Here is a 13,220-nt window from a genome sequence, read left to right as displayed (position 1 = left end):
CTGGCACCTGGCCGAAAAGCGATTACTTCGAGTACAGCTCGACGACGAGCGACTCGTTGATGTCAGCGGGCAGATCGGAACGATCCGGGGTCGCCTTGAAGGTGCCTTCAAACTTGCTGGTATCGACCTCCACCCAGCTCGGGAAGCCACTCTGTTCGGCCAGCGTCATTGCATCCTGAATACGCACCTGTTTGCGTGCCTTCTCCCGAACGGTAACAACGTCGGACGGCTGCACCTGATAGGCGGCGATATTCACGACCTGCCCGTTCACCAGGATGGCCCGGTGCGACACCAGTTGCCGCGCCTCCGACCGTGTGGCGCCAAAGCCCATGCGGTAGACGACGTTATCCAGCCGTCCCTCCAGCAGCTTCAGCAGGTTTTCACCCGTCGAACCCTTGCGCTGGGCGGCCTTCTTGTAATAGTTGCGAAACTGCTTTTCCAGCACCCCGTAGATGCGACGGAGCTTCTGCTTCTCGCGCAGCTGAACGGCATAATCGGAGAGGCGCGTACGGCGCTCCCCGTGCTGCCCCGGCGCTTTATCCAGTTTGCACTTCGTCTCCAGGGCACGGGCCCGGCTTTTCAGCCCCAGGTCCACGCCTTCACGGCGACTCAGCTTGCACTTCGGTCCAATGTAACGAGCCATTCTCGAACTCCAGCCTTAAACGCGGCGTTTCTTGGGCGGCCGGCAGCCGTTGTGGGGGATCGGGGTCACGTCACTGATATTGGTGATCTTGAACCCGGCATTGTTCAGCGCACGCACCGCCGACTCGCGACCCGGACCCGGCCCGCGGACCATCACATCCAGATTCTTCACCCCGTGCTCGGCAGCCGTTGTACCCGCCCGCTCTGCCGCAATCTGGGCGGCGAACGGCGTGGACTTGCGGGAACCCCGGAAGCCGGACCCACCCGAGGTGGCCCAGCTAATGGTGTTACCCTGCCGGTCGGTGATCGTGATGATCGTGTTATTGAACGTGGCGTACACGTGAGCCACGCCCTCGGCGATGTTTTTGCGGACCTTTTTCTTGGTCCGATTCTGCGCTTGTGCCATGTACCTGAGATCCCAGTCTGATTACTTGCGAATCGGGCGCCGCGGACCCTTTCGGGTGCGCGCATTCGTCTGCGTCTGCTGACCGCGCAGCGGCAGACCGCGGCGATGACGAACGCCTCGGTAGCAGCCCAGATCCATCAGTCGCTTGATGTTCATGCTGACCTCACGACGCAGATCACCCTCCACGGGGATCTTGTCGATCTGGGACCGCAGAGCATCCACTTCGGCATCGGTCAGATCCCGCACCTTGATGTCCCGACGCACACCCGCGGCATCGCAGATCTGGGCCGCCCGAGTCGGGCCGATCCCATAGATCGCGGTCAACGCGATTACCGTATGCTTCTGGTCAGGAATATTGATTCCAGCGACGCGAGCCATCCAACCTCTCCATCTAAATCCGGCAAAGCCGGCTATAGTAGCAACGAATTTACACTACGCCAAGGGTTAACCCTGGCGCTGCTTGTGCCGGGCGTCCGAACAGATCACCCGAACCACACCGTTCCGCCGAATAACCTTGCAGTTGCGGCAGATCGGCTTAACAGATGCACGTACCTTCATGGTGTTTCTCCTGGTCTAGCGGATCCCGGTCCCGCCGAAACCCTTCAGATTCGCTTTTTTCATCAAGCCTTCGTACTGGTGGGACACCAGATGCGACTGCAGCTGGGCCATGAAATCCATCACCACGATCACGATGATCAGCAGCGAGGTACCACCAAAGTAGAACGGCACGTTCCAGTACAGGATCAGGAACTCCGGTAGCAGACATACGGCCGTGATGTACACGGCGCCCACCGACGTCAGGCGCGTCATCACCCCGTCAATGAACCGTTCGGTCTGCACGCCCGGCCGAATACCGGGAATGAAAGCGCCCTGCTTCTTCAGGTTCTCCGCCGTATCGCGCGAGTTGAACACCAGCGCCGTATAGAAGAAACAGAAGAAGATGATCGCCGCCGCATAGAACATCACATACAAGGGCTGCCCCGGAGCGAGAGTCGTCGAGATCTCCCGCAACCAGCCCATCCCTTCCGCCTGTCCAAACCACTGCCCCAGTGTCGCCGGGAACAGAATGATACTGGACGCGAAGATCGGCGGAATCACGCCCGCCATGTTCAGCTTGAGCGGAAGATGCGACGACTGACCGCCGACCATCTTGCGCCCGACCTGGCGCTTCGCATAATTGATCGTGACTCTCCGTTGACCGCGCTCGACAAACACCACGAAGGCCGTCACCGCGAGGGCAAGTACAATCAGGATCACAACGAACGCGGCTGCCAGCTCGCCCGTCCGGGCCAGTTCCAGCGTGCCGCCAATCGCACCTGGCAACCCGGCTACGATCCCCGCGAAGATAATGATCGAAATCCCGTTACCGATGCCACGCTCGGTGATCTGTTCACCCAGCCACATCAGGAACAGTGTCCCGGTCACCAGCGACACCACTACCGTAAAGATGAAGATCGGGCCCGGGTTCAGGGCCATGGGCATGCCCTGAATGGTCTGACCATTCAGGGCAATGCCAATCCCGATACTCTGAAACAGTGCCAGCGCCACGGTCCCGTAGCGCGTGTATTGCGTGATCTTTCGACGCCCCTGCTCGCCTTCCTTCTTCAGCTGCTGCAACGCCGGTACGGTCGCGGCAAGTAGCTGCATGATGATGGCCGCAGAGATGTACGGCATAACCCCAAGCGCGAAAATCGACAAACGCTCAAGTGCTCCCCCGGAAAACATGTTGAACATGTCCAGGATCGTGCCGCTTTGCTGCTCGAAGAACTGCGAGACCGCAACCGGGTTGATACCCGGAACGGGGATGAACGTCCCGATCCGGTATACCACCAGGGCGCCCAGCACGAACAACAGGCGTTGGCGTAACTCGGTAAAGCCGGTGAGCCCGCCACCGGAACGTGCTGTCGCTCCACGCGCCATTTTTTAGGCCTCGACGCTTCCGCCAGCCGCCTCGATCGCAGCCCGCGCGCCCTTGGTCACGCCCACGCCCTTGACGGAACAGGCCTTCGACACCTCTCCCGAAGCAAAGATCTTCGCGCTTGCGGCATCACTGCGCACGACCCCGGCGGCCTTAAGGCTTTCCAGCGTCACGTCCCCATCGACCTTGGCAAGTTCGCTGAGGCGCACCTCCGCCGAAAACTGCTGTTTCCGGGAACGGAAACCCACCTTCGGCAAGCGCCGCTGCAACGGCATCTGGCCGCCTTCGAACCCCACCTTGGTGAATCCACCGGACCTGGATTTCTGGCCCTTATGACCACGACCCCCGGTCTTGCCCAGACCGGAGCCGATACCCCGGCCGACTCGCTTGGCCGGCTTCCGGGCACCATCGGCGCTTGCAATTTCATTCAGACGCATTGTCAGACTTCCTCTACCTTCAGCAGGTACGACACCTTCTTGACCATGCCCAGGTTCTCCGGGGTGGCCTCGATCGTCGAGGTGCTGTGGGTCTTGCGCAGTCCCAGCCCGCGCACACACGCCTTATGCGACGCGATTCGGCCGGCAGTACTGCGTACCAGGGTCAGTTTCAGCTTGCTCATGGCTTAGCTCGTCACTTCGTCAACGGTCTTGCCGCGCTTCGCCGCGACTCGTTCCGGGGCACTCACCGCAGTAAGGCCATCGATGGTCGCCTGCACGACATTGATCGGGTTACGCGATCCCACGCACTTGGCCAGCACATTACGCACGCCCGCCACTTCGAGCACCGCGCGCATGGCTCCACCAGCGATAATGCCGGTACCCTCGGAGGCGGGCTGCATGTAGACATTCGCGGCCCCGTGACGCCCATTTACTGCGTAGTGCAGGGTGCCGTCGGTCAGGGATACGTCACGCATCTCCTGGCGGGCCTGCTGCATTGCCTTCTGGATCGCCTGGGGTACCTCGCGGGCCTTGCCATAGCCGAAGCCGACGCGGCCCTCGCCATCGCCCACCACGGTCAGCGCGGCGAACCGGAACTGCCGGCCGCCCTTCACCACCTTGGCCACACGATTGACGCCAATCAATTTTTCCTGCAGGCCGTCTTGCGCTTCGCTTACATCGTTACGTGCCATATCTCTCTCCGCTCGATCCCGTTTGACTAGAACTGCAGGCCGTTCTCACGAGCGGCATCGGCAAGCGCCTTCACCCGACCGTGGTAACGGAACCCCGCGCGGTCAAACGCGACCTCTTCAATCCCGGCTTCGCGCGCGCGCTCGGCAATCGCCTGACCGACGCGAGCAGCAGCCTCCGCGTTGCCATTCGAGCCACCGGCGTTCTTCAATGCCTTCTCCACCGTCGAGGCGGACGCAAGGACTGCATCACCCGACGGCGCGATGATCTGTGCGTACATGTGGCGCGGTGTGCGGTGGATACAGAGACGATGCACCCCCAGCTCACGGATCTTGAACCGTGCGCGACGCGCGCGCTTAAGTCTGGCCTCTTTCTTGTCCACTGGTGCCTACCTACTTCTTCTTGGCTTCTTTGCGCACAATGCGCTCGTCTTTGTACTTCACGCCCTTGCCCTTGTAAGGCTCAGGCGGACGGAAGGCGCGAATATTCGCCGCCACCTGGCCCACCTTCTGGCGATCCGTCCCCTTGACCACAACCGCGGTCGGGCTCGGCGTTTCCACCGTGACCCCTTCGGGAATCTCGAAGTCGATCGGATGTGAATACCCGAGGGTCAGATTGAGCCTGGAACCCTGCATCTGTGCCCGATACCCGACCCCGATCAGTTCCAGGGCACGTTCAAACCCTTCACTGACGCCATGAACGTGATTGCCCAGCAACGCCCGGATAGTGCCGGCCATTGCAGAGTTTTTCGCGTGCTCCGATGGCTGCACCCGCACGACGCCTTCCTCGACCGTGACAATCACCGTCTCGGGACACGTAAGCTGCAGTTCGCCCTTCGGACCCTTGACCTTGATCTCGTCGGCGGCCTGCTCGACGGAGACCCCGTTCGGCAGTTTGATCGGCAGATTTGCAATGCGCGACATGGCTGATTCCTCAGTAAATCTTGCAGAGGACCTCGCCGCCCTGGCCTGCGGCCCGGGCTGCGCGATCACTCATGACACCCTGCGGCGTGGAGATCACCGCAACGCCCAGGCCCGCGTTGATACGCGGCAGCTCGTCCTTGCCGCGATAGATCCGCAGACCGGGGCGGGAAATACGTTCGACCGTCTCGATGACCGGTCGCCCTTCGAAGTACTTAAGCTTCACGACCAGCTTCTTGGTAGCCGCTTCACCCTCGACCTGGATGTCACCTACGAAGCCCTCGTCCGCGAAGACCTTCAGGATTCGCTCCTTGGACTTCGAGTAGGGAATGGCGACCTGCTCCTTGTTCGCACGCTGGGCATTGCGCACGCGAGTAAGCATGTCGGAAATCGGATCGGTCATCATTGCTTCAAATCTCCTTACCAGCTCGCCTTGCGCAGGCCGGGGATCTCGCCCTTCATCGCGTATTCACGCAGCTTGTTACGCCCCAGCCCGAACCGACGGTAGTACCCCTTGGGCCGGCCGGTCACACCGCAGCGATTAGTCTGACGTACGCGCGCCGAATCCCGCGGGAGCTTCTGCAGCGCATGCATCGCCGCCAGGCGTTCTTCCGAGGACTTGGTCTCGTCCACCAGGATTGCCTTCAATTCGGCCCGCTTCGCCGCATACTTGTTGACCAGTTTCTCGCGCTTCTTCTCGCGCTGGAGCATCGATACCTTCGCCATCTGCGCCTACCTCGGTTACTGCCGGAACGGGAATCGGAAGGCCTCCAGAAGGGCCTTGGCTTCCGCGTCCGTCTTTGCGCTGGTTGTAATCGTGATGTCCATGCCGCGCAGCTTGTCCACACGGTCATAGTCAATCTCGGGGAAGATGATCTGCTCCTTGATGCCGAGGCTGTAGTTGCCACGCCCGTCGAACGCCTTCGCGGAGAAACCGCGAAAGTCACGTACGCGCGGCAGGGCCACGTTGATCAGCCGGTCCAGGAACTCGTACATCTGCCGACGGCGCAAGGTCACCTTGCAGCCGATTGGGTAGTCGTCCCGGATCTTGAAGCCTGCGATCGACTTGCGCGCCTTCGTCACCACCGGCTTCTGGCCGGCAATCGCCGTCATGTCACCGACCGCGTGTTCGATCACCTTCTTGTCCGCCACAGCATCGCCCAGCCCCATATTCAGGGTAACCTTGGTGATGCGCGGGATCTCCATGACGTTTGCATAGCTGAACTGCTCACGCAGTGCCTGCTTCACGTTGGATTCGTATTTTTCTCTCAAGCGTTCCATAAACCGTCCGTCCCGCGTTATGCGTCCACGACCTCGCCGTTCGAACGAAAGACGCGCACCTTGCGACCGTCTTCCAGGGTCTTGAACGACACGCGATCACCCTTGTCGGTTGCCGGGTTGAAGAGCATCACATTCGAGATATCGATGGGCATTTCCTTGTCGATAATCCCGCCACCGATACCCTGTTGCGGATTCGGCTTCTGATGCTTCTTAACCATGTTGATGTTCTGGACCAGCACTTTGCCATCCAGGACCTTGATGATGGTCCCGCGGCGGCCCTTGTCCTTGCCCGCGATCACGACGACATCGTCGCCCTTGCGAATCTTGTTCATCACGTCCTCACAGCACTTCCGGGGCGAGGGAAATAATCTTCATGTACTTTTCCCCTCGCAGTTCACGCGTCACCGGCCCAAAGATTCGGGTGCCGATCGGCTGGTGCTGGTTATTCAGCAGAACCGCGGCGTTGCGGTCAAAGCGGATGATCGAGCCATCCGGACGCCGTACGCCCGCGGCCGTACGCACCACCACCGCATTGTAGACATCACCCTTCTTGACCTTGCCACGCGGAATCGCGTCCTTGACGCTGACCTTGATGACATCACCGACACGAGCGTAACGGCGGTGCGAACCACCCAGGACCTTGATGCACTGAATGCGTCGGGCGCCGCTGTTGTCGGCGGCCTCAAGCACGGTCTGCATTTGAATCATGACTTATCTCCTGAGGGCCGGATCAGAGCGCGTCCTGCCCGACCACTTCGATCAGGGCAAAGCGCTTCTGCTTGGAGATCGGCCGGCATTCCTGAATCCGGACGCGATCACCCATACGCGAGCGATTTTCTTCGTCATGGACGTGCAGCTTGGTGCTGCGGCGAATGAACTTGCCGTACAGCGGGTGACGCACACGGCGTTCCACCAGGACTGTACGAGTCTTGTCCATCTTGTCGCTCACCACGCGGCCCACGACAGAGCGCTGAGTCTTGGAACCTTCCTCGGTCATCTTTTAGCCTGCCCTTCTGCGTTCATTCATCAGCGTCTTGATCTGCGCGATCTCGCGCCGCACCTTGCCGACGCGATCCGGACGCGCGAGCTGCCCGACCGCCTTCTGCATGCGGAGACCGAACTGTTCCTTGTAGAGCGCTTCCAGCTCCTGGTTCAGGTCGTCGTCCGACTTCTTTCTGAGTTCTTCTGCTTTCATTACATCACCTGCCGACGGGTGAAGACCGTCTTGACCGGGAGCTTGGCGGCGGCCAGGCGCATCGCCTCACGAGCGACATCTTCGTTCACGCCTTCCATCTCGTAGAGCACGCGACCGGGCTGGATCTTGCATACCCAGTACTCAACGCCGCCTTTACCCTTACCCATACGCACTTCAAGCGGCTTCTTCGTCACGGGCACGTCCGGGAATACCCGAATCCAGATCTTGCCACCACGCTTGATGTGACGAACCATCGCGCGCCGAGCGGCCTCAATCTGACGCGCAGTGATGCGTCCACGCTCGACGGCCTGGAGGCCGTATTCGCCAAAGCTGACCTTGGCGCCCGTCGAGGCCATGCCCCGGTTCCGGCCTTTGAACTGCTTGCGGAATTTCGTTCGTTTTGGCTGCAACATGGTCTGTATCCTAGCTCGCGTTGGCCGCAGCGCGCGTCCCTTCGACCGGCTCCAGACCGAAGACCTCGCCCTTGAAGATCCACACCTTCACGCCGATGATCCCGTAGGTTGTACGGGCCTCGGCAAAGCCGTAGTCGATGTCGGCGCGCAGGGTATGCAGCGGTACGCGACCCTCGCGGTACCACTCGGAGCGGGCAATCTCGGCCCCGTTCAGGCGCCCCGAGACATGCACCTTGATGCCCTGCGCCCCCAGACGCATCGCGTTACCCACCGCGCGCTTCATCGCACGACGAAACATGATGCGACGTTCGAGCTGCTGAGCAATCCCTTCGGCCACCAGCTGCGCCTCGGTCTCGGGCTTGCGCACTTCTTCGATATTGATCTTCACGCTGCCCTGATCCAGGCCGGTTTCCGCAGCCACTTCACGGCGCAGCTTTTCGATGTCTTCGCCCTTCTTGCCGATCACAATCCCCGGGCGCGCCGTATGAATCGTGATGTGCGCCGCCTTTGCCGGCCGATCAATCGTGATTCGGCTTACCGACGCATGAGCCAGTTTCTTCTGCAGGAACTCGCGCAGCCTGATGTCGTTATTCAGCGTCTCGCCGAATTCGCGGCCATCGGCGTACCAGGTGGCCGACCACGGGCGAGAAATGCCCAGCCGGATGCCGGTTGGATGTACTTTCTGACCCATGGTTACTTCGCTCCCTTCTCGCTCACGCCCACCACGATGTGACTGGTGCGCTTCATGATGCGGTTGCCTCGACCCTTCGCTCGGGCCTGCATGCGCTTCAGGACGGGACCTTCGTCGACCTGGATCCGGGAGATCCGCAGCTCGTCAATATCGGCACCGTCATTGTTCTCGGCGTTCGCAATCGCGGACTCCAGGACCTTTTTCACAATCGCGGCGGACTTCTTCGGGCTGAAGGTCAGCTCGTTCAGGGCCTCTTCCACACGCAGACCACGAACCTGATCGGCGACCAGCCGCGTCTTCTGCGGCGAGATGCGCGCGTAGCGCAGTTTTGCAATCGTCTCCATCGTTCGTCCTCAGCGCGACTTCTTGTTGGCGATGTGACCCTTGAAGGTCCGCGTCAACGCAAACTCGCCCAGCTTGTGGCCGACCATGTTCTCGTTGACCAGCACCGGCACATGCTGCCGCCCGTTGTGAACCGCGAGGGTCAGACCGACCATCTGCGGGATGATCATCGAGCGACGCGACCAGGTCTTGATCGGACGGCGATCGTTCTTTTCGAGCGCCTCTTCCACCTTCTTGCGCAGGTGATGATCGACGAACGGGCCTTTTTTCAGTGAACGCGGCATGCTGGCACTCCGTTACTTCTTGCGCCGACGCACAATCATGCCGTCGGTACGTTTGTTATTACGGGTCTTGTAACCCTTGGTCGGACGGCCCCACGGGGTCACCGGGTGACGCCCGAAATTGCGACCTTCACCACCACCATGCGGGTGGTCCACCGGGTTCATTGCAGTGCCGCGGACGGTCGGACGTACGCCCACCCAGCGCTTGGCACCCGCTTTCCCGAATTTCTTGAGGCTGTGCTCGGTATTGCCTACCTCGCCGATGGTCGCCCGACACTCGGAGGAGATGCGCCGCATCTCCCCGGAACGCAGACGAATCGTCGCATGAGCGCCTTCTCGCGCCACGACCTGGGCCGAGGCGCCGGCGGAGCGTGCAATCTGCGCACCCTTACCGGGCTTCATCTCGATGCAGTGAATTACCGTACCGACCGGAATCGAACGCAGGGGCATCGCATTGCCGACCCGAATCGAGGCCTGGGTGCCGCTGGTGATCGCGTCGCCCTGCTTCAGACCACGGGGGGCGATAATGTACCGACGTTCGCCGTCCGCGTACAGTACCAGCGCCAAATGCGCGCTCCGGTTAGGATCGTATTCCAGGCGCTCGACCTTGCCCGGCACGCCGTCCTTGTGGCGCTTGAAATCTACAATGCGATAACGCTGCTTGTGCCCGCCACCCACGTGACGCGTGGTAATCCGGCCGGAATTATTACGTCCCCCGGAGCGGGTCTGCTTTTCCACCAGCGCGGCGTGCGGGGCGCCCTTGTGCAGGTTTTCACCGCGGATCTGAACCGTATGCCGGCGCCCGGCCGAGGTCGGATTGGTCTTGATAATCGCCATGACTAGACCTGTTCTCCTTCACCCATATCAATGCTTTCGCCCTCAGCGAGGGAGACATAGGCCTTCTTCCAGTGGTTACGACGACCGAACTGGCGCCCGAAGCGCTTGTTCTTGCCCTGCTGATTCAGGGTGCGCACCTGCTGCACCCGGACCTCGAACAACTTCTCGATCGCGGCCTTGATCTCAGCCTTGTCGGCGTCGGGCAGAACGCGAAACACGTATTGCCCCACTTCGCCGGCATTGGTCGACTTCTCAGACACCACCGGACCTTGAATAATCTGCATCAGACGCGAGTTCATGCCAGCCACTCCTCGATCTTCCGGATGGCACCTTCCGTGATCACGACCGCATCGGCCCCAACCAGGTTAGCGGGATTGACGCCGGTCACATCGATCACGTCCACATGCGGCACGTTCGCCAGCGCACGAGCGGTCATCGCGTCTTCCTCGGCGAGCACCACCAGACCCTTCTCGAGGCCCAGCTCCTTCAGCCTGGCGACGCCGTCACGAGTCTTGCCCGACTCGACCGCGAACCCTGCCACGACCTTCAGACGCTCCTGACGCACCAGCTCGGAGAGGATCGACGCCATCGCGGCGCGATACATCTTCTTGTTCAGCTTCTGCGAGAAGTCCTGCGTGCGAGAGGCAAACACCTTGCCGCCCCCGGTCCACAGCGGGCTGCGAATCGTACCGGCGCGCGCACGCCCGGTGCCTTTCTGGCGGAACGGCTTGATGCCCCCACCGCGCACCTGGGCGCGCGTCTTCTGGGCGCGCGTACCGCTGCGCGCCGCCGCCAGGTGCGCTACCACACTCTGGTGCACCAGCGACTCGTTAAAATCCCGCTCGAAGCAGGCGGGCGACAGCTCGACGCTGGCCCCGGTATCGGCAGTCGTTACTTGCATTGTCTTAACCCTTCGCCTTCACGGCCGGACGGATCATCACGTCGGAACTCGGCGCGCCCGGCACGGCACCCTGAACCAGGACCAAGCTGCGATCGGCATCCACGCGCACGACCTTCAGGTTCTGAATGGTCTTGCGCTCGGCGCCCATGTGGCCGGCCATCTTCTTGCCCTTGAACACGCGGCCGGGGCTCTGGTTCTGACCGATAGAACCCGGCGCACGATGCGACAGCGAGTTGCCATGGGTCGCGTCCTGGGTGCGGAAGTTGTGACGCTTCACTGCACCCTGGAAACCCTTGCCCTTGCTCTGAGCGGTCACATCCACCATCTGACCCTCCTCGAACCGGTCAACGGTGATCGCGTCTCCTGCAGCTAGGCCTTCGAGTTCACCTGCTTCCACACGGAACTCCCACAAGCCATGCCCCGGCTCCACCGAAGCCGCGGCAAAGTGCCCGGCCTCCGGCTTGCTTACCCGAGACGGCTTGCGCGAGCCCGCCGTCACCTGGACCGCGTTGTAGCCGTCGCCATCAGTGCGCTTGATCTGGACCACGCGATTGTTGTCCACCTGCAGCACCGTAACCGGCACGGACACGCCGTCGTCGGTAAAGACGCGCGACATGCCGAGCTTGCGACCGATGAGTCCAAGAGCCATTACAAAACCCCTTCCGTATCAGACGGCGCTCACGAGCGCCCTAAAGCCGTGGCCCGGCGAAGATTCCGCCGGGCCACGGAAAGCCCAATAGTATGGCAGAAAATTTAACGTTAGTTAAGCCTGATCTGAACATTTACGCCTGCAGCCAGATCCAGCTTCATCAGGGCATCCACGGTCTTGTCAGTCGGATCGAGGATATCCATCAGGCGCTTGTGCGTACGCAGCTCGTACTGGTCACGCGCATCTTTGTTGACATGCGGCGAAATCAGGACGGTGTACGCCTCACGCTTGGTCGGCAGCGGGATCGGGCCCTTTACACGGGCACCGGTCCGCTTGGCGGTCTCGACAATCTCGGCCGCGGAGCGGTCGATCAGTCGATGATCAAAGGCCTTGAGACGAATTCGAATGCGCTGGTTAGCCATCTGGGTCACTCAATAATCTTGGAGACGACGCCGGCACCGACGGTGCGGCCACCTTCGCGGATCGCGAAGCGCAGACCATCTTCCATCGCGATCGGACTGATCAGCGCCACGGTCATCTTCACGTTGTCACCCGGCATCACCATCTCGGTGCCCTCCGGGAGATCCACCGAACCCGTCACGTCGGTCGTCCGGAAGTAGAACTGCGGGCGATAGCCGTTGAAGAACGGGGTATGACGGCCTCCCTCGTCCTTGCCCAGGATGTACACCTCGGCCTCGAAATGCGTGTGCGGGTTGATCGAACCCGGCTTGCACAGCACCTGACCACGCTGCACCTCGTCGCGCTTGGTACCACGCAGCAGAATGCCCACGTTGTCGCCCGCTTCGCCCTGGTCAAGCAGCTTGCGGAACATCTCGACACCCGTGACCGTGGTCTTCTGGGTGTCGCGGATACCGACAATCTCGATCTCCTCGCCCACCTTGACCACACCACGCTCGATACGACCGGTCACCACCGTGCCGCGGCCCGAGATCGAGAACACGTCTTCCACCGGCATCAGGAAGTCTCCGTCCACCGCGCGCTCCGGCTCGGGGATGTACTCGTCCATCGCGTCAATCAGCTTCTGAATCGCCTGCGCGCCAATCTCGGACTCGTCGCCCTCAACCGCCTTCAGCGCAGAACCCGTGATCACCGGCGTGTCGTCGCCCGGGAAATCATAGGAGGACAGCAGATCGCGAACCTCCATCTCCACCAGCTCCAGCAGCTCCGGATCATCCACCATGTCCGCCTTGTTCAGGAACACCACAATGTGCGGCACACCTACCTGACGCGCCAGCAGAATGTGCTCGCGCGTCTGCGGCATCGGGCCATCGGCCGCCGATACCACCAGGATCGCGCCGTCCATCTGCGCCGCTCCCGTAATCATGTTCTTCACGTAGTCCGCGTGCCCGGGGCAATCCACATGCGCGTAATGACGACCGTCCGATTCGTACTCCACGTGCGCCGTCGCAATCGTGATCCCGCGCGCCTTCTCTTCCGGCGCGTTGTCGATCTGATCGTACGCGCGCGACTCGCCGCCATACTTCTTGCCCTGCACCACAGTCAGCGCCGCCGTCAGCGTCGTCTTACCATGGTCAACATGACCAATCGTCCCCACATTTACATGCGGCTTCTTACGCTCGAACTTTTCCTTGGACA

27 protein-coding genes are annotated in these 13,220 nt (G+C 61.3%); all 27 read right to left on the bottom strand.

The window, feature by feature from the left end; translation table 11 throughout:
- Positions 1 to 22: 22 nt before the first annotated feature.
- Complete coding sequence (gene rpsD, locus G332_RS0111615) at positions 23 to 643, bottom strand: 30S ribosomal protein S4 (RefSeq protein WP_019627158.1); 621 nt, start codon at positions 641 to 643, stop codon at positions 23 to 25.
- Positions 644 to 658: 15 nt separating this feature from the next.
- Positions 659 to 1,048, bottom strand: a complete 390-nt coding sequence (gene rpsK, locus G332_RS0111610; RefSeq protein WP_019627157.1) for a 30S ribosomal protein S11 — start codon at positions 1,046 to 1,048, stop codon at positions 659 to 661.
- 21 nt (positions 1,049 to 1,069) lie between these two features.
- Complete coding sequence (rpsM, locus tag G332_RS0111605) at positions 1,070 to 1,426, bottom strand: 30S ribosomal protein S13 (RefSeq protein ID WP_019627156.1); 357 nt, start codon at positions 1,424 to 1,426, stop codon at positions 1,070 to 1,072.
- A gap of 66 nt (positions 1,427 to 1,492) precedes the next feature.
- Positions 1,493 to 1,606, bottom strand: a complete 114-nt coding sequence (rpmJ, locus tag G332_RS13400; protein ID WP_018881305.1) for a 50S ribosomal protein L36 — start codon at positions 1,604 to 1,606, stop codon at positions 1,493 to 1,495.
- Between the two features lie 15 nt (positions 1,607 to 1,621).
- A complete protein-coding gene (gene secY, locus G332_RS0111600) occupies positions 1,622 to 2,968 on the bottom strand; it encodes a preprotein translocase subunit SecY (RefSeq protein ID WP_019627155.1) in 1,347 nt (448 codons plus the stop codon).
- 3 nt (positions 2,969 to 2,971) lie between these two features.
- Positions 2,972 to 3,403 (bottom strand): 50S ribosomal protein L15, encoded by a 432-nt coding sequence (gene rplO, locus G332_RS0111595; protein ID WP_019627154.1) that lies wholly within the window; start codon positions 3,401 to 3,403, stop codon positions 2,972 to 2,974.
- Positions 3,404 to 3,405: 2 nt separating this feature from the next.
- Positions 3,406 to 3,585, bottom strand: a complete 180-nt coding sequence (rpmD, locus tag G332_RS0111590; RefSeq protein ID WP_019627153.1) for a 50S ribosomal protein L30 — start codon at positions 3,583 to 3,585, stop codon at positions 3,406 to 3,408.
- A gap of 3 nt (positions 3,586 to 3,588) precedes the next feature.
- On the bottom strand, positions 3,589 to 4,095 hold the full coding sequence (rpsE, locus tag G332_RS0111585; RefSeq protein WP_019627152.1) for a 30S ribosomal protein S5: 507 nt from the start codon (positions 4,093 to 4,095) through the stop codon (positions 3,589 to 3,591).
- Between the two features lie 26 nt (positions 4,096 to 4,121).
- A complete protein-coding gene (gene rplR / locus G332_RS0111580; RefSeq protein WP_019627151.1) occupies positions 4,122 to 4,475 on the bottom strand; it encodes a 50S ribosomal protein L18 in 354 nt (117 codons plus the stop codon).
- A 10-nt stretch (positions 4,476 to 4,485) separates the two neighbouring features.
- Entirely contained in the window at positions 4,486 to 5,016 is a 531-nt protein-coding gene (gene rplF / locus G332_RS0111575) for a 50S ribosomal protein L6 (RefSeq protein ID WP_019627150.1), read from the bottom strand.
- A gap of 10 nt (positions 5,017 to 5,026) precedes the next feature.
- Positions 5,027 to 5,419, bottom strand: coding sequence for a 30S ribosomal protein S8 (gene rpsH, locus G332_RS0111570; protein ID WP_019627149.1), 393 nt, complete (start codon positions 5,417 to 5,419; stop codon positions 5,027 to 5,029).
- Positions 5,420 to 5,433: 14 nt separating this feature from the next.
- On the bottom strand, positions 5,434 to 5,739 hold the full coding sequence (gene rpsN, locus G332_RS0111565; RefSeq protein ID WP_019627148.1) for a 30S ribosomal protein S14: 306 nt from the start codon (positions 5,737 to 5,739) through the stop codon (positions 5,434 to 5,436).
- Positions 5,740 to 5,754: 15 nt separating this feature from the next.
- Entirely contained in the window at positions 5,755 to 6,294 is a 540-nt protein-coding gene (gene rplE, locus G332_RS0111560; protein WP_019627147.1) for a 50S ribosomal protein L5, read from the bottom strand.
- A gap of 17 nt (positions 6,295 to 6,311) precedes the next feature.
- A complete protein-coding gene (gene rplX / locus G332_RS0111555; RefSeq protein ID WP_019627146.1) occupies positions 6,312 to 6,626 on the bottom strand; it encodes a 50S ribosomal protein L24 in 315 nt (104 codons plus the stop codon).
- A gap of 7 nt (positions 6,627 to 6,633) precedes the next feature.
- The gene (gene rplN / locus G332_RS0111550) at positions 6,634 to 7,002 is read right to left on the bottom strand and encodes a 50S ribosomal protein L14 (RefSeq protein ID WP_012983522.1); all 369 of its coding nucleotides are present in this window, start codon (positions 7,000 to 7,002) and stop codon (positions 6,634 to 6,636) included.
- Between the two features lie 22 nt (positions 7,003 to 7,024).
- Positions 7,025 to 7,291, bottom strand: a complete 267-nt coding sequence (gene rpsQ / locus G332_RS0111545; RefSeq protein ID WP_019627145.1) for a 30S ribosomal protein S17 — start codon at positions 7,289 to 7,291, stop codon at positions 7,025 to 7,027.
- Between the two features lie 3 nt (positions 7,292 to 7,294).
- Positions 7,295 to 7,489, bottom strand: a complete 195-nt coding sequence (gene rpmC, locus G332_RS0111540; protein WP_017941079.1) for a 50S ribosomal protein L29 — start codon at positions 7,487 to 7,489, stop codon at positions 7,295 to 7,297.
- Entirely contained in the window at positions 7,489 to 7,902 is a 414-nt protein-coding gene (rplP, locus tag G332_RS0111535) for a 50S ribosomal protein L16 (protein ID WP_018872203.1), read from the bottom strand. Before rplP ends, rpmC begins: the two co-directional genes overlap by 1 nt.
- Positions 7,903 to 7,912: 10 nt before the next feature.
- Positions 7,913 to 8,593 (bottom strand): 30S ribosomal protein S3, encoded by a 681-nt coding sequence (rpsC, locus tag G332_RS0111530; protein WP_019627144.1) that lies wholly within the window; start codon positions 8,591 to 8,593, stop codon positions 7,913 to 7,915.
- Between the two features lie 2 nt (positions 8,594 to 8,595).
- Positions 8,596 to 8,937 carry a 50S ribosomal protein L22 gene (gene rplV, locus G332_RS0111525; protein ID WP_019627143.1) on the bottom strand — a complete coding sequence of 114 codons (342 nt, stop codon included), beginning with the start codon at positions 8,935 to 8,937 and terminating at the stop codon, positions 8,596 to 8,598.
- A gap of 9 nt (positions 8,938 to 8,946) precedes the next feature.
- Positions 8,947 to 9,219: a 30S ribosomal protein S19 gene (rpsS, locus tag G332_RS0111520; RefSeq protein WP_018872200.1), complete on the bottom strand. Its 273-nt coding sequence runs from the start codon at positions 9,217 to 9,219 to the stop codon at positions 8,947 to 8,949.
- A gap of 12 nt (positions 9,220 to 9,231) precedes the next feature.
- Entirely contained in the window at positions 9,232 to 10,053 is an 822-nt protein-coding gene (gene rplB / locus G332_RS0111515) for a 50S ribosomal protein L2 (protein WP_019627142.1), read from the bottom strand.
- Positions 10,054 to 10,055: 2 nt separating this feature from the next.
- Positions 10,056 to 10,352 (bottom strand): 50S ribosomal protein L23, encoded by a 297-nt coding sequence (rplW, locus tag G332_RS0111510; protein ID WP_018872198.1) that lies wholly within the window; start codon positions 10,350 to 10,352, stop codon positions 10,056 to 10,058.
- Entirely contained in the window at positions 10,349 to 10,954 is a 606-nt protein-coding gene (gene rplD, locus G332_RS0111505; RefSeq protein ID WP_019627141.1) for a 50S ribosomal protein L4, read from the bottom strand. The genes rplW and rplD overlap by 4 nt, the downstream gene beginning before the upstream one ends.
- 4 nt (positions 10,955 to 10,958) lie before the next feature.
- Positions 10,959 to 11,603 carry a 50S ribosomal protein L3 gene (rplC, locus tag G332_RS0111500; protein WP_019627140.1) on the bottom strand — a complete coding sequence of 215 codons (645 nt, stop codon included), beginning with the start codon at positions 11,601 to 11,603 and terminating at the stop codon, positions 10,959 to 10,961.
- Between the two features lie 110 nt (positions 11,604 to 11,713).
- Positions 11,714 to 12,025: a 30S ribosomal protein S10 gene (rpsJ, locus tag G332_RS0111495; protein ID WP_018139871.1), complete on the bottom strand. Its 312-nt coding sequence runs from the start codon at positions 12,023 to 12,025 to the stop codon at positions 11,714 to 11,716.
- Positions 12,026 to 12,030: 5 nt separating this feature from the next.
- Positions 12,031 to 13,220: elongation factor Tu (gene tuf, locus G332_RS0111490; RefSeq protein WP_019627138.1), on the bottom strand; the 1,190-nt coding region annotated here is incomplete at its 5' end.

It is taken from the genome of Thioalkalivibrio sp. ALJT, assembly GCF_000381825.1.
Classification (GTDB): domain Bacteria; phylum Pseudomonadota; class Gammaproteobacteria; order Ectothiorhodospirales; family Ectothiorhodospiraceae; genus Thioalkalivibrio.
Note: the sequence above shows the minus strand (reverse complement) of the source record. Positions and strands in the feature narration are given on the sequence as shown.

Bases quoted from the DNA above. Each gene is read 5' to 3' on its own strand.
- rpsD (WP_019627158.1), bottom strand. From the start codon at position 643: ATGGCTCGTTACATTGGACCGAAGTGCAAGCTGAGTCGCCGTGAAGGC.
- rpsK (WP_019627157.1), bottom strand. From the start codon at position 1,048: ATGGCACAAGCGCAGAATCGGACCAAGAAAAAGGTCCGCAAAAACATC.
- rpsM (WP_019627156.1), bottom strand. From the start codon at position 1,426: ATGGCTCGCGTCGCTGGAATCAATATTCCTGACCAGAAGCATACGGTA.
- rpmJ (WP_018881305.1), bottom strand. From the start codon at position 1,606: ATGAAGGTACGTGCATCTGTTAAGCCGATCTGCCGCAACTGCAAGGTT.
- secY (WP_019627155.1), bottom strand. From the start codon at position 2,968: ATGGCGCGTGGAGCGACAGCACGTTCCGGTGGCGGGCTCACCGGCTTT.
- rplO (WP_019627154.1), bottom strand. From the start codon at position 3,403: ATGCGTCTGAATGAAATTGCAAGCGCCGATGGTGCCCGGAAGCCGGCC.
- rpmD (WP_019627153.1), bottom strand. From the start codon at position 3,585: ATGAGCAAGCTGAAACTGACCCTGGTACGCAGTACTGCCGGCCGAATC.
- rpsE (WP_019627152.1), bottom strand. From the start codon at position 4,095: ATGGCACGTAACGATGTAAGCGAAGCGCAAGACGGCCTGCAGGAAAAA.
- rplF (WP_019627150.1), bottom strand. From the start codon at position 5,016: ATGTCGCGCATTGCAAATCTGCCGATCAAACTGCCGAACGGGGTCTCC.
- rpsH (WP_019627149.1), bottom strand. From the start codon at position 5,419: ATGATGACCGATCCGATTTCCGACATGCTTACTCGCGTGCGCAATGCC.
- rpsN (WP_019627148.1), bottom strand. From the start codon at position 5,739: ATGGCGAAGGTATCGATGCTCCAGCGCGAGAAGAAGCGCGAGAAACTG.
- rplE (WP_019627147.1), bottom strand. From the start codon at position 6,294: ATGGAACGCTTGAGAGAAAAATACGAATCCAACGTGAAGCAGGCACTG.
- rplX (WP_019627146.1), bottom strand. From the start codon at position 6,626: ATGAACAAGATTCGCAAGGGCGACGATGTCGTCGTGATCGCGGGCAAG.
- rplN (WP_012983522.1), bottom strand. From the start codon at position 7,002: ATGATTCAAATGCAGACCGTGCTTGAGGCCGCCGACAACAGCGGCGCC.
- rpsQ (WP_019627145.1), bottom strand. From the start codon at position 7,291: ATGACCGAGGAAGGTTCCAAGACTCAGCGCTCTGTCGTGGGCCGCGTG.
- rpmC (WP_017941079.1), bottom strand. From the start codon at position 7,489: ATGAAAGCAGAAGAACTCAGAAAGAAGTCGGACGACGACCTGAACCAG.
- rplP (WP_018872203.1), bottom strand. From the start codon at position 7,902: ATGTTGCAGCCAAAACGAACGAAATTCCGCAAGCAGTTCAAAGGCCGG.
- rpsC (WP_019627144.1), bottom strand. From the start codon at position 8,593: ATGGGTCAGAAAGTACATCCAACCGGCATCCGGCTGGGCATTTCTCGC.
- rplV (WP_019627143.1), bottom strand. From the start codon at position 8,937: ATGGAGACGATTGCAAAACTGCGCTACGCGCGCATCTCGCCGCAGAAG.
- rpsS (WP_018872200.1), bottom strand. From the start codon at position 9,219: ATGCCGCGTTCACTGAAAAAAGGCCCGTTCGTCGATCATCACCTGCGC.
- rplB (WP_019627142.1), bottom strand. From the start codon at position 10,053: ATGGCGATTATCAAGACCAATCCGACCTCGGCCGGGCGCCGGCATACG.
- rplW (WP_018872198.1), bottom strand. From the start codon at position 10,352: ATGAACTCGCGTCTGATGCAGATTATTCAAGGTCCGGTGGTGTCTGAG.
- rplD (WP_019627141.1), bottom strand. From the start codon at position 10,954: ATGCAAGTAACGACTGCCGATACCGGGGCCAGCGTCGAGCTGTCGCCC.
- rplC (WP_019627140.1), bottom strand. From the start codon at position 11,603: ATGGCTCTTGGACTCATCGGTCGCAAGCTCGGCATGTCGCGCGTCTTT.
- rpsJ (WP_018139871.1), bottom strand. From the start codon at position 12,025: ATGGCTAACCAGCGCATTCGAATTCGTCTCAAGGCCTTTGATCATCGA.